The sequence below is a fragment of the Helicobacter pylori genome, from assembly GCF_016755635.1.
In the GTDB taxonomy this organism is placed as follows: Bacteria; Campylobacterota; Campylobacteria; order Campylobacterales; family Helicobacteraceae; genus Helicobacter; species Helicobacter pylori_CQ.
Map to the genome: position 1 here is coordinate 1,379,532 of NZ_CP051500.1, position 13,111 is coordinate 1,392,642.

A 13,111-nucleotide genomic window follows, 5' to 3' on the forward strand; every position below is an offset into this window, starting at 1 on the left:
GTTCATAATTTCAAGCCTTTCCTTTCGCTATAGACAATGAAAGAATCATAACGCTTAATGTCTAAGGCGTGCATGCGAGTGATTTCTAAAAAATCTTTATCCCTAGCCACGCCAAAAAAGGCTAGGATTTTCCCCTCTAACACACAACGCCCATAGTAAGTTTGAGGCGCTATCAAGCTTTGTTTTTTTAAGCAAATAAGCCCATGCCCTAAAGCGATGATGCGGTTATTTTGCTCCAATTCAAGCAAATTTTCTTTTAAAAGCAGGCTCTCTAATTTTTCTAATTTAAAATACAGCGCTTTGAGTAATTCCAGAGTGTCATTTTCAACGTTCAAGCGTGAAAAATCAAAGCCAGAATTTAACCAATCAAATTCTTCTAACACCGCTAAAGAGCGTTTAGTTTTAGAGATGAACCTTTCATAAGAGAACGATAAATCGCATTGGACTAAGCGCGTTTCAAACCCTAAAGCTTGGGATCTTAAAACCAACTCATGCATGCTTAAACCCCACATCAAGGACGATAAAAATAAAAAACACCACCCCCAAATAGCCATTACTCACAAAAAAGGCTTTAGGAATGTTTTTATAATCTCTGGCCACTAAGATCTGCTCATAGAGTAAAATCAAGGCTGAAACCCCTAAGCCTAAATACGCAAAAAGCCCCCCATGATAGTATTTCACAAAAAAAAACCAGCAGATCAGCGCTACAAGGTGTGAGAGCCTTGAAAGGTTCAAACACCATTTTTCCCCTAATTTACTAGGAATGGAAAACAAGCCTCTCTCTTTATCAAACTCCATATCCTGTAAAGAATAGAGCAAATCAAACCCAGCCACCCATAGCATCACCCCTAAAGCCAAAAAGACATTCCATAAAGGGATCGCTCCTAAAACCGCCACGCTTCCCGCAATGGGGGCCAAACCCAAAGCCAAACCCACAACAAAATGCACCAAAGAAGAAAAGCGCTTGAAATACGAATACCCCCCTAAAATGATTAAAAAAGGTAACGAAAGCTTGAAAGCTAAAGGGTTGATGAAATAGCTCACTACCACGAATAAAAGAGCGTTTGAAACGCTAAAAACCACCATGCCTTTAACGCTGATCCTACCATCCACGCTCGGGCGGTTTTTGGTCCTTGGGTTATCCCTATCAATGTCTCTATCCACCAAGCGGTTAAACCCCATAGCGAAATTTCTCGCCCCTAATAAGGCTAAAAAACAAAGGATTAAGGTTTCTAAGCCAAAAAAGAGCGTTTGATTTTTTTGATAGGAGCTTATGACCATAGCCATGAGTAAAAACATGCTAGAAAATATCGTATGCTCCAAAGCGACCAATTCGCTTAAAGCTTTGATTTTGTGCGTGATTTTTTTAAGCAATTATTTGATCCCTAATAAAATGACTTTTCTAACCTACAATTAAGCTAGGCATTATAATATATTGATAGCAACAATACAAGAAAAAGCCCGCGCTCAAAACATTCATGCTTAAATAAACTTTAAAAAAACGCGCGCTTAAAATCGTTAAAAATAAATGCACCCCTAAAAGCCATAAAGGCGAAGAAACCGAAATCGTAGGGATTGTTAAAGGCATGCTTAAAAGGCGATCCAACAAAGACCCTAAACCCACCGCATGCAAGAACAAACTCAAAGGGAAAAACACGATAAAAATCAAGCCTAAAGGAATGCTAAAGAGCTGGTAGGGCGAAAACATAGGGAAAAAGGCATGCGCGATAATGAGCATGTTCAAAAACACCAACACGCTTAAGCTTATGGCTTGAAAAGATCGCGCCAAAAAAGAAGAGGTTTTAAAAAAAATTTGAGTGTGTTTTAAGAATAAAAAAATATACCACACCCCACAAACAGAAAGCAAAAACCCCACGCTAAAAAGCAATTTAGGGAGTAACGCTATAGCGATACAACACGCTAAAATCAAAAGCTTAAAACTCAAAAGCCTTACCCCAAAAAAGCATGCCAAAAACCCTAACAAGCCCATTAAAAACGCCCTGAAAAAAGAGGGTAAAAAATCTAATAGCAATAAATACCCTAGCAAAAAAACCCACACCAAAACCCCTATATCATAAAAAGCGTTCCTATAAGGGAAATAGCATTTTTGTAAGGGGGTATAAAAAAGAGAGAAAAGAAAATACACGCTCGCGCTCAAAATCCCTAAATGAAACCCGCTAATGGCTAATAAGTGGTTGATCCCTAGCGCGTTAGCCCTATCTCTTAAGTCTTTATTCAAGCTATCCCCTATAAATAACGCTCGATACAAATTCCCTACTAAAGCGCTTGAATGAGTGCTATCAATGAAGTCGCGCCAATGCGATTTGAAATCTTGTTTCCGTGTTAAAGAAAAAGAATAAGTTTGAAAAAAGCATGATCTTAAAGACTCCAAAAACGAGCAAGGTTTGATTTTGCCAAAAAATTGCGCGTAGCGGTATTGGAGGTTTTTTAAAGGCTCTTTAATGGTGGCATAAAAGATCATGCCCTTTGATTGGAGCTTTAAAACAAAATAGGTTTTTTGATCTTTAGTTTTGGGGTATTGCAACAAGATTTGAGCGTTCAGGCTTGTAGGTTTTGAAAAATCAAGCTTTTGGTAATTCAAATATTCTAAATAAAGATTGAGCGCTAACAAAAGGCTTAAAACAACCCCACACCATAAGTATTCTTTGGGGGTTGTAAGAAGTTCAAACGCCCCCTGAAAAGTTTTGTCTTTCAAGTTGTAACTATATCATAATCCACTTTAGTTTCTTGCCCCTCTTCTAAATGAGAATCTATGGGCATGTCTTCATAGCGCGTGAAAGGAGCGTTAAAGCGCGTATAAACCGTTCCTGTAGCCCCATTCCTGTTTTTAGCCACAATGATTTCAGCCTCTTCAATACTGCCATTTTGCTTGTGGATACGCCTTTCTTCATGAACTTTTAGGTGCAACTCTTGCGCCTCTTCAACTTTGCCTTCTTTTTTGAGCTTGTCTATTTTGTTGTCTTCAGCCCTCATTTGATAGATATAGCCTCTATATAAAAATAAAACAATATCAGCGTCTTGTTCAATCCCTCCGCTGTCTTTAATGTCAGAAAGAATGGGCCGTTTATCGTCCCTATTTTCCAGGCTGCGGTTGAGTTGGACTAACGCTATGATAGGGATTTCTAATTCCCTGGCTAAAGTTTTAAGCTCCCTTGAAATTTCAGCGATCTGTTCATGGCGTTCTTTAGTAGCTTTGCTCCCTGACATGAGCTGCAAATAGTCAATAAAAGCGATACCCAATTCCTTGTGTTGGGATTTAAGCTTTCGCAGTTGCAAGCGGATCTGTTCTATCCTCACATAACTTTTATCGTAGAAAAAGAGTTTTTTGCAAGAAAGGTGATCGTAGCATTTGGCTAAATTTTCCCATTGATCATCATCAAGCCTCCCGCTTTCTAAATCATGCATGTTAATAGAAGTGAGATCCGATAACGCCCTTAAAGCGAGTTGCTCTGCGGACATTTCCAAACTAAAAACCGCTACCCCCCTATCGTCATTGAGTGCGCTTAAGACCATGTTCATCATCAAACTGGTTTTACCCATAGACGGCCTTGCCCCTATAATGACTAAACTCCCCTTATTAAAACCGCTCGTATAATTATCCAATTGGACAAAGCCAGTCGGTATGCCAGTAACTTCCAAACTCCCCTTTCTTTGGTTTTCTGTGATGAGATCCATTGCGCTTTCAAGCACTTCTTTAATGCTTCTAAAGCCCTCTATGGTGCTGCCATTCAATAACGCATAGACTTCTCGCTCCACAGCGCCTAAAATATCGCTGGATTTTTGCGCGCTTTCTAGGGCTTGCTCTCTAATGGTGTTAGCCAAGCCAAAAAGTTTTCGTTTAATGGAAGCGTTTTTAATCTCTTCCACATAGGCTTCAATATTATCTATAGGGCTTGCCGCAAAAATAGCGACCAGATCTTCTTCTTTGATTTGCTTGTCTTTAGGCATTTTTTGGCGGATAAAATTCTCATCAATGGGGCAATTTTCTTCATGCAGTTTTAAGGCGATTTCAAAAAACAAGCCGTTAGGCGGGTAGTAAAAATCGCTAGGCTCTAAAACGCTATGAACCTCTTCAATCTTATGATTGGCCAACACAATGCCTGAAAGCACGATCCTTTCCATATTTTGCAATTGCTGCAAATGCTTTAAATGATCCATTTTTATCCTTTTATAATCGTTTGATCTTTTCTATCAAATCTAGGGGCGTTAAAGCGTAATTATTCTTAAATTCTAAACTCGCTATAGCGTGCGCTAAACTTGCGTTAATAGCGGCGTCTAAAGGCGTGTAGTGTTGAGAAAGCAAGCTTAAAATAAGCCCCGCCAACACATCGCCACTGCCTGCTTTGGCTAAAGCCACGCTCCCTAAAATGTTGATAAAAACCCGCCCTTGATGAGCGATTAGGGTATTAGCCCCTTTTAAAAGCAAAACCACCTTGGGGTATTTTTGAGAAAAATCCCTTGCGATTTCTAGTTTATTATCTAATAATTCTAGCATGCTTATATGGATCCCTACTAATTTTAATAACGATAAAAACTCTTTGGGGTGAGGGGTTAAAACGACTTCTTTTTCTAAAGCTTGTAACATCTCTTTATGATAAAAAACGCCCGCATCTAAAACGCATGGGGCTAATTCAAGCCACTTGTTAAAATCCTTTGGGAAACCCTCTAACCCCATGCCAAGAGCGAACGCGCTCAATGGGTTAGGGAAATTTTCACAAAAAACCAATTCTAAAGGCTTGTTACTGGAAGTTATCTCGCATTCTAACGCTTGAACGCTCACCACCCCAGATCCAAAACTTAACGCACTTATTGCGCTCAATAACCCCGCCCCACTATGCTTGCCTAAAAGAACATGCGCATGCCCGTAATCGCCTTTATGAGCGTTTTTTTTATCCCTTAAGGGCAGTTTGAGATCGCTTTTTTCTAATAAAAAAGTGTCCGTTGGGATCTCATAGATTTGATTAAAAACCCCCAAATGCCCCACTTTCAATTCCCCTACATAGTCTTTAGCCCTATCGCTTAATAAGCATGATTTGATAGCGCCCATGCTGATAGTCGTATCCGCTTTAAACGCTCCCTTATCCACCCTGCCTTTAGAATCTATCCCGCTAGGAATGTCGCAAGCGATTTTAAAGCGCGCTTTTTGAGAAAGGCTTTCAAAGTTTAAAAACGGCTCTAATCCGCCCTTAAAAGCGCTCCCTACCACGCAATCCACTAAAACATCGCATTCTAAATTTTGATTAAGGGCGTTTTCTTCGTATGTTTTGATGGTTACCCCTGCTTTTTTAGCCCTTTCTTGTTGCAATTGGCACATGGGGCTTTTGGCTAATTTCATTTCAAAAACTAGCACTTCAAAACGCCCTATTAAACGCCTGGCTAGAGCATAGCCATCGCCTCCATTATCCCCGCTCCCACAAAGGATAATGACTTTAGCGCCTAAAGAAGCGTTTTGTAAAACCGCCCTTTCTAAAGCCATAGCGGCGTTTTCCATTAAAATGTCTTCGCTTAAAAACAATTCTTCAATCGCCCTTTTGTCTAGAGCATTCCCTTTTTCATACACTGAAAGCATTTTTATCCTTGAAAATGAATACAAAACGAATTTTCGTAAAACGATCCTTTTAAAGAGGGTTCGCTATGAATTTCTAAACGCATTTTATACTTTTCGCACACTTTTTTCACTAAATCTAACCCTATACCATAACCCAACACGCTAGAATTGAAACGCGCGTAACGGACGCTTAAATCTTTAATCTTATCTTTAGGGATTTCATACCCCAAATTTTTCACTTTCAAAAACTCAGGCGTTAGCTCTATGTGGATATACCCATGCATGACACTGTATTTGATCGCGTTCATGAGCAAATTACTATAAAGCGAAATGAAATCCTGCTCTTTAGCCTTAATCTCCACTCCCACTAAATCGCTTTTAAATTCCAGCTTGTGGTAGTCTATCATCTCGCTAAAAAGCGTGTTTTCTTTGGTGATTAGGGCTTTTAAATCTAAAAGCATGGGGGATTCGCGCTCAATATCTTGCATCACTAAATACGAGAGCGAGCGGTATAAAAAACTCATGCGCTGGATAGCGATTTTAATGCGGCGGTGTTGTTGGTTGTCTTCTAAGGTTTTTAACGACAAGACTAAAGCGCTCATGGGGGTGTTTAATTCATGCGTGGTGTTTTTTAAAAAATGATCAATACGGGTGATTTCATTCCTAATGGGCTTTAAAAACAAACGCCCCAAAAACACAGAAACCCCTATCACGCATAAAAACGCTACGACAAACACTAAAACAATGTTACGATACAAAGAATAAAAATGAAGGGGTTTAGAATTTTTAAAAAGCATTTTAGCCACGCCTAAATGAGCGAAAGTTTCATCGCTAAACAGGTAATACTCTCCCCTAAAACTAAAAAAGCCCGCTTCCTTATGGTTTTTAATCAAATTTGCGCTTTCAGGGATATTAGAATACAAAACACGCCTTTTATTATCAAAAAGGGCTATGGAAGCGTCTTTATAGCGTGAAATCAGAGCGTTTAAAGCGTTTTGATAATCCCCATGCGTTTGCATGTGCAAGGCAACCACTTCGCTAGCGATCTTAGAAGCCATTTTATCCATGTCCATGCGTATCATTTTGATTTTTTCGTTTTTTTCATAGTTAAACGCTAAAACGCTAATCACTAGCATCAACACAAACGAAGAGCCCAAATAAGCCCCTAAAAAGAGTTTGAGGGATTTTTTTTCATAGTGGGTTAAAGCGATAGCCCACCCCCTTATGCGTTTCTATGCAATTTTTACCCAAAAGCTTGCGCAGCACCTTAATGTAAGTGCGTAAGGTGGAATCATCAATAGCCTGCTCCCATAAGTTATTTTCTAACGCTTGAGAGCTAATGATTTGCCCCTTATGCTCTAAAAAGTATTCTAAAAGCTGGGCGGTTTTGGGCGGCAAGATCTCTTTTTTGCCCCTAACACTCAAGCAATTTTGGTAATAAAAAATATTAGGCATGATTTCTATGGGATCATCATTGAAAAACCTTTTAATGCGCACTTCCAATTCGTCCAAATCAAAAGGCTTTTTCAAATAATCGCTCGCTCCTAAATTAAAAGCGTTTTTTAAGGTAGCGTTATCCTGTAAGGCGGTGATAAAAATCACAGGCGTAGAGATCAAAAAATCGTTTTTGATGCGCTTAAACAATTCCAAGCTATTCATTTCAGGCACTTGCACGTCTAAAAGCAAGAGGTTAAAACGCTCAACCGAGAGCCTTTCATAAGCCTCTTTCCCGTTAAAAGCGCAAAACACTTCATAGCCCAAATGCTCCAAAAATTCCTTGATACTCTCGCTTAAAAGGTAATCGTCTTCTAGTAAAAAAATCTTTTTTTGCATGGGGGTATTGTAGCGCTAATTGCCTTTATACCAAAAGCAATTATGAAAAGCGCTCCCTTAAAAAAGACACCGCCTTATTTTATCAGCCGTTTTTAGAATGCAATAAATCTTTATTGTATTTCAGCATGGCATCTTGTAAATCAAGTTTATATAACACATTTTCAATGTAAGTAAAATAAAGGCTTTCTTGTTCTTCTTTTAAGCCTTTAGATAAAATCACATCGCAATTTTTAAAATACAAACAAATATGTTTATTTTGCGTTTGAGATATTTTCGCATGGTTAAAAGCGTCAATATAGATTAAATTTTCCCATTTATCCAAAAGATCAAACTCTTCTATAGAGCGAGCCAAGCATAAAGGCACAATGTGGTGCAACTCAAAGCCCTTTTCTTTTTTTACGCCATGTTTTTCAAAATAAAGGGCTTTTTCTTTAATGGAGCGTTTGAGTTTTTTATCGTTTTGTTTGTTTTCTTCATTGAACGTTTTTAAAATAAGCCTCTCTTTATTGGTTTCAAAAAACACGCTTTGTTCTAGCAAGCTAAAAATTTGTTGGGCTTGATTTTTCCAATTATGATAATCTCTCTTGTCTAACTTATTCCCGTTAAAATGGTTAGGGTTGCAATAATCTTGCGCTAACTCTTTTAATTTTTCTTTTTGGATACGGCTTAAACTCCTATACTCTCTAACGTATTCTATGATTTCACTTCTAGTCAAATTTTCAATATTTAAAAACGTAACAAAAAACATCATTTCTTCAATGTCTAAATAATGATTTTCAAGCTCTATCATCACCTCTCTGCATTCTGCCCCAAAACCTTGTAAAAGATTTTCTAAAGCTTGCGTGTAACAAAAATTTTTTCTTAACAAATCCTGCGCGTTTAAAAATTCTATAGCTAAGGGAGTTAAACTGATATATTTAATACTGCTTTGAATGTAGGGGTTTGTAGGTTCTTTGTTTTTATTGTAGCGTTCAATCAACCCCATTCTATGCATATCTACAAAAAGATTTTTTCTCAAGCTATCTTGAGTTACTTGATTCTTTTTTCCTAAATTGTCTTGAGGCATTTCAAACTTGCAGATATTATCAACCACTTTTGCATAAACCTCTTCGCCTATGATATTGCTAGGGCGTTTGCTCATATCGGTGGTGCGGATTTGTAAAAAATCTCCTCCCACTTCATTAAAAATAGCTTGAATAATGGTTTTAATCTTATTTTGATCGTAACGATTGTGTTGGGAAGTGTAAGCCCCTATAATCAGAGCTTTTTATGCGATTAGCCAAGAATTTCAAACACTCCTTGCTAGGGTCAAGCTGTGTGGTTTCTAGCAAAATTTTTTCTAATTTTGGCATGTTAAATATCCTTTTTTATTCGCATTCATTATACCTAAACATTTCTAAACTCTCATGCACATATTCAGCATGGCTCTCACACCCTATCAAATTACGCCCCAAACTTTTAGCCACTAAGCTAATCATTCCACTGCCGCTAAACAAATCTAAAATCAAATCGTTTTTGTGAGAGCTAGCCTTTATCATGCGTTCAATGAGCGCTTTAGGTTTGATGCTGGGGTGTTTGGGCTTAAGGATTTTACCCTTCTCTTTTTCAACATGCCTTTGTGAAGTGATTTCCCACACATCAAGGCATAATTTACCCTTAGGGTTAGGGAACCAGCGTTTGTTATTTTTTAAAATCCCCTTACTTTGAGCATGTTTGATGCGTTCGGTGGATTCATAAGCAATGCGAACTTCATCGGCATTAAAGGTGTAGTTTTTCTTATGCATGCTATAAAATAAAATGCTTTCTTGCGCGTGGTTATAACGCTTTTTGGCGTTGGCAAACCCATCTTTTTTAACCCAAGTGATAAAATTTAAAAAATGCGCTTTTTTATGGCGCAAATACGCTAAAAATAAAGCGCAATTAAAGGGGGTATTAAAGATATAAAAACTCCCTGTGTCTTTGATTTTGGGTAGCACTTTATCAATCCAAGCGTAAGAAAATGTTAAAAACTCTTCATCATTTTTAAAACTATCCCATGAAGCAATTTTAAGATTGTAGGGGGGATCAATAATGGCTAAATCAACGCTTTTATCTTCTAATTTGTCTAAAAAGGTGAAAACATCTTCTATATAAATCTTATTCAAAATCAAACAAGTTTCCTAGTTTTTGCTCAATCAAGGGCTTATAATTTTCATAGAGTTCATAACCTATAAAATTTCTTTTTAAAAGTTTTGCTTCCCTTAAGGTTGTCCCGCTCCCGCTAAATGGATCTAGAACCACATCGCCCACGCAACTATACAATCTAATCAAGCGCCTTGCTAATTCAGCCGGCATTAAAGCCGCATGCTTACCAAAAGCAATATCGTTTTTATTAGGGATTGGGATTTCCCAAATTTGTTTGGTAAATTCCACCCATTCCTCTTGAGTCAATTGGCTTTGTTCTTTTTGCTCTTCTGTGGGTTGTTTGGGTTTGCCGTCTTTGACAAACACGCCGATAAATTCTATAGTATTTTGCGCATAAAAATTCCTAGGAAAAGGGTAGCTCCCAAACATCAATCTTTTAGTAGGATTGGCGCGTTTCCAAATATAGACATCTAGTAAGAACATTTTAGGCTTGTTTTCTAGCGTGTTGTTTAAATCATGCAAAATGGAGTGTTGAATATCAGCATGCAAATCAAAGATATGGCGGTTATAGTGCGTGTTTAAAACCTTTTTAAGCATGGGCATTAAAGGCACATTAATGCATAGCTTACCATTGGGTTTTAGCACTCTGTAGCACTCAAGCCAAACTTTTAAAAGACCTAAAAGATAATCTTCATATTTTTCTAACGCCCCCAAATCTTCAACATGTTGGACTGAATGCTGTAAATCTTGTGTGCCATTTTTTGCGTAATCTTTAATGTTGAAATAAGGCGGGCTTGTGATGATCAAATCCACGCTATTATCTGGCACTTCATTCATGTTGGTGCTGCTATGATAAAACACTTTATTGATATTCAATCTTATTTTTACCTTTTATTAAACTTCAATGGGTTTTGCATGAAAGAATTTTACAATGAAATAGGGGTATTTTAAAAAATGAGTCAGTCAAGGTAATCTAAAATTTCAATAAGCCAAACTCCCTAACGCTCTCGCTTAAAAGGTAATCGTCTTCTAGTAAAAAAATCTTTTTTTGCATGGGGGTATTGTAGCGTTTTAATGAGTGGGGTTTGTTATAATACTTGTTTTTTAAGGAGCGTTATAATGAAAACGAACGAAGCGCAATTTTATGAAGTTTTAGAAAACCTTTTTATAGGCGTTAAGATTGAAGACAAACAAGAAAGCCTTTTAGATCCTAACGCTAAAGCAATGAAAAATGGCATGCTCAATCTCATGAAGGCTAAGAGCAAGTATTATCAAAGCAAAAAACAAGAATTAGAAAAATTCATTGATTTAAAATGCCAAAATAACAACGATCTCAAAGAAGAATTGTTTGACAAACTCTATAGCTTTTTCAAGCGTTATTTGAGCGCTAATGGAGGGATTTATTTCAACGACACGCCCCTTTATGATAGCCTTTATACCAAAAGCGATTATGAAAAATGCTCCCTTAAAAAAGACACCGCCTTATTTTATAAAACTAAAGATCTTTACTATGTGAAAAGCGAAACGATTTATAAGGATTTTTGCTTTGAATTAGAGGGTATTCTTTTTAATTTTGACGCTTCTTCATTGGAAAGTAAAAAAAATAATGAAAAAATAGATTTAGTCTTTAATCTAAAAGATACAGACACAAAAACTAACACCCTGAATTTTAGCGTTACGCTCAGTAGCAAGGGAACTCAAACAAAAACGAATGAAATCCTAAAAAAATGTTTCAATCAAGGCGTCAAACTTAATGAAGAAGTGTTAAAAAAAGCGTTTGCTAAATTCAAAAAGCAAGGCAGTATGGATTATTTCATCCATAAAAACGCGCTAGGGTTTTTAAAAGAGCAGTTGGATTTGTATCTGTTTGAATACCTTTTTAAAGAAATGACTGCATTTGATGCCAAACGCCTTAATGAGATCAACACCATTAAGGAAGTGGCGTTGCAAGTGATTGTATTAGTGAGCGAATTTGAAAACGAACTTTGTAAGATTTGGAACAAACCCCGCTTTGTATTGAACTCGCATTTCATTGTGAGCTTAGACAAATTAAAAGCCAAAAACTACGATCTAAATAAAATCACAAACCACAAAAACTACCCCAAACAAGTTAAAGAATGGCAAGACTTGAATTTAGAGATCACAGACAATCTTTTAGAAAACGAGTTTTTGCCCCTAGACACGATTTATTTTAAAGATTTAGAAGAAGAGATTAAAAACTTATTCAGCGAAGATGAAATCAACGGCACGCTCATTAAAAGCGAAAACTACCAAGCCCTAAACTCCCTTAAAAACCGCTATAAAGAAGCCATTGATTGCATTTATATTGATCCGCCTTATAACACGCAAAACAATGAATTTGTTTATGCGGATAATTTCAAGCGCTCCAGCTGGCTCGCTATGATGGAAAACCGCCTAGAGCTTGCGCATGCCTTATTGAATGATAAAGGCGTGATGTTTGTGAGCATTGATGACAACGAACAGGCTTACTTGAAAGTGTTGATGGACGAAGTGTTTAATGGGGGGGGGTGATAACTTTGTAGCCAATGTGGTTTGGCAACGATCCTATTCTCCCATTAATTTAAAAAAACATTTTTCTAACAACCATGACTATATTTTAACTTATTCAAAAAACATTGAAAACTTGCATGATTTTACCCTTGAGCGCACAAAAGAAATGAATGCACGCTATAAAAATTTAGATAATGATGAAAGAGGCGTGTGGAAGTCCTCCGATTTGTCAGTTGGACCGGCTGTTGAGCGCAATATTTACCCTATTTTTAACCCCTACACCAAGCAAGAAATCTTACCCCCTCATGGTTATTCATGGCTTTTTTCACAAGAAAGATTACAAGAATTGATCGCTGATAATCGCATCTTTTTCCCTAAAAGTGGTAGGGGTGTGCCATGTTACAAACGCTTTTTAAGTGAAGTCAAGCAAGGCGTAACCCCCATGAGTTTATGGACTTATCAAGAAGTAGGACACACTCAAGACGCTAAAAGAGAAATCAAAGAGATTTTTGATGGGAAAGCCCTTTTTGACACCCCCAAACCCGAATCCCTACTCCAACGCATTTTAGAAATTTCCACAAAAGAAAACGATCTCGTGTGTGATTTTTTCGCCGGGAGCGGGACGACTTGCGCGGTGGCGCACAAAATGAAAAGGAAGTATATCGGTATTGAAATGGGAGAGCATTTTGAGCGCGTGATTTTGCCTCGCCTTAAAAAGGTTATAGGCGGTTTTAAAAGCGGCGCGGCTAAAGAATTTAATAAAGGTGGGGTAGTCAAAGTCTATGAATTGGAAAGCTATGAAGAGATTTTAAGAAAAATCAAGTATGAAGACAACGACAAACCCCTAGCGTATGATGAACAATACAGCGATTTAGTGGAATGCAAAAACGAATCTTACATGCTCAATATAGAAGCGCTAGAAAAAATGGGCGTGGATATTAAAGAAACTTTAGAAAATTTACACGGCGTTGGAGTGGAGTTTTTCAATGAAAAAGTGGTGAAATTTAAAGGGAATGATAAAGAAATAGAGATTTTAAAGGCCTTAAAAGAAGCGCTCATTTGGTAAGGAAAAAA

Annotated in this window: 11 protein-coding genes and 1 pseudogene; 2 read left to right on the forward strand and 10 right to left on the reverse strand. The window is 37.4% G+C overall.

Annotated elements, in window-relative coordinates; all coding sequences use genetic code 11:
* Nucleotides 1–2: 2 nt before the first annotated feature.
* From HG567_RS06550 to HG567_RS06595, 10 genes and pseudogenes are all read right to left on the reverse strand, one after another.
* Nucleotides 3–497: a hypothetical protein gene (locus HG567_RS06550; RefSeq protein WP_162971963.1), complete on the reverse strand. Its 495-nt coding sequence runs from the start codon at nt 495–497 to the stop codon at nt 3–5.
* The gene (gene mqnP / locus HG567_RS06555) at nt 490–1,332 is read right to left on the reverse strand and encodes a menaquinone biosynthesis prenyltransferase MqnP (RefSeq protein ID WP_237392954.1); all 843 of its coding nucleotides are present in this window, start codon (nt 1,330–1,332) and stop codon (nt 490–492) included. Before mqnP ends, HG567_RS06550 begins: the two co-directional genes overlap by 8 nt.
* Nucleotides 1,333–1,402: 70 nt before the next feature.
* On the reverse strand, nt 1,403–2,716 hold the full coding sequence (locus HG567_RS06560; protein WP_202139568.1) for a ComEC/Rec2 family competence protein: 1,314 nt from the start codon (nt 2,714–2,716) through the stop codon (nt 1,403–1,405).
* On the reverse strand, nt 2,713–4,179 hold the full coding sequence (locus HG567_RS06565) for a replicative DNA helicase (protein WP_202139569.1): 1,467 nt from the start codon (nt 4,177–4,179) through the stop codon (nt 2,713–2,715). Before HG567_RS06565 ends, HG567_RS06560 begins: the two co-directional genes overlap by 4 nt.
* 10 nt (nt 4,180–4,189) lie before the next feature.
* The gene (locus HG567_RS06570) at nt 4,190–5,590 is read right to left on the reverse strand and encodes an NAD(P)H-hydrate dehydratase (RefSeq protein ID WP_202139570.1); all 1,401 of its coding nucleotides are present in this window, start codon (nt 5,588–5,590) and stop codon (nt 4,190–4,192) included.
* A gap of 2 nt (nt 5,591–5,592) precedes the next feature.
* The gene (gene crdS, locus HG567_RS06575; protein WP_202164031.1) at nt 5,593–6,795 is read right to left on the reverse strand and encodes a copper-sensing histidine kinase CrdS; all 1,203 of its coding nucleotides are present in this window, start codon (nt 6,793–6,795) and stop codon (nt 5,593–5,595) included.
* A complete protein-coding gene (gene crdR, locus HG567_RS06580; RefSeq protein ID WP_202139571.1) occupies nt 6,761–7,402 on the reverse strand; it encodes a copper response regulator transcription factor CrdR in 642 nt (213 codons plus the stop codon). The genes crdS and crdR overlap by 35 nt, the downstream gene beginning before the upstream one ends.
* Before the next feature lie 82 nt (nt 7,403–7,484).
* A pseudogene (locus HG567_RS06585) lies at nt 7,485–8,754 on the reverse strand (restriction endonuclease subunit R).
* Between the two features lie 15 nt (nt 8,755–8,769).
* A complete protein-coding gene (locus HG567_RS06590; RefSeq protein ID WP_202139572.1) occupies nt 8,770–9,552 on the reverse strand; it encodes a DNA methyltransferase in 783 nt (260 codons plus the stop codon).
* Nucleotides 9,539–10,402 (reverse strand): DNA-methyltransferase, encoded by an 864-nt coding sequence (locus HG567_RS06595; protein WP_202163769.1) that lies wholly within the window; start codon nt 10,400–10,402, stop codon nt 9,539–9,541. The genes HG567_RS06590 and HG567_RS06595 overlap by 14 nt, the downstream gene beginning before the upstream one ends.
* A 243-nt stretch (nt 10,403–10,645) precedes the next feature.
* Here HG567_RS06595 and HG567_RS07970 point away from each other — a divergent pair, with 243 nt between their 5' ends.
* Together HG567_RS07970 and HG567_RS07975 are read left to right on the forward strand one after the other, a co-directional pair.
* Complete coding sequence (locus HG567_RS07970) at nt 10,646–12,058, forward strand: DNA methyltransferase (RefSeq protein WP_202163770.1); 1,413 nt, start codon at nt 10,646–10,648, stop codon at nt 12,056–12,058.
* On the forward strand, nt 12,045–13,103 hold the full coding sequence (locus HG567_RS07975) for a DNA methyltransferase (RefSeq protein ID WP_202163771.1): 1,059 nt from the start codon (nt 12,045–12,047) through the stop codon (nt 13,101–13,103). The genes HG567_RS07970 and HG567_RS07975 overlap by 14 nt, the downstream gene beginning before the upstream one ends.
* Nucleotides 13,104–13,111 lie beyond the last annotated feature (8 nt).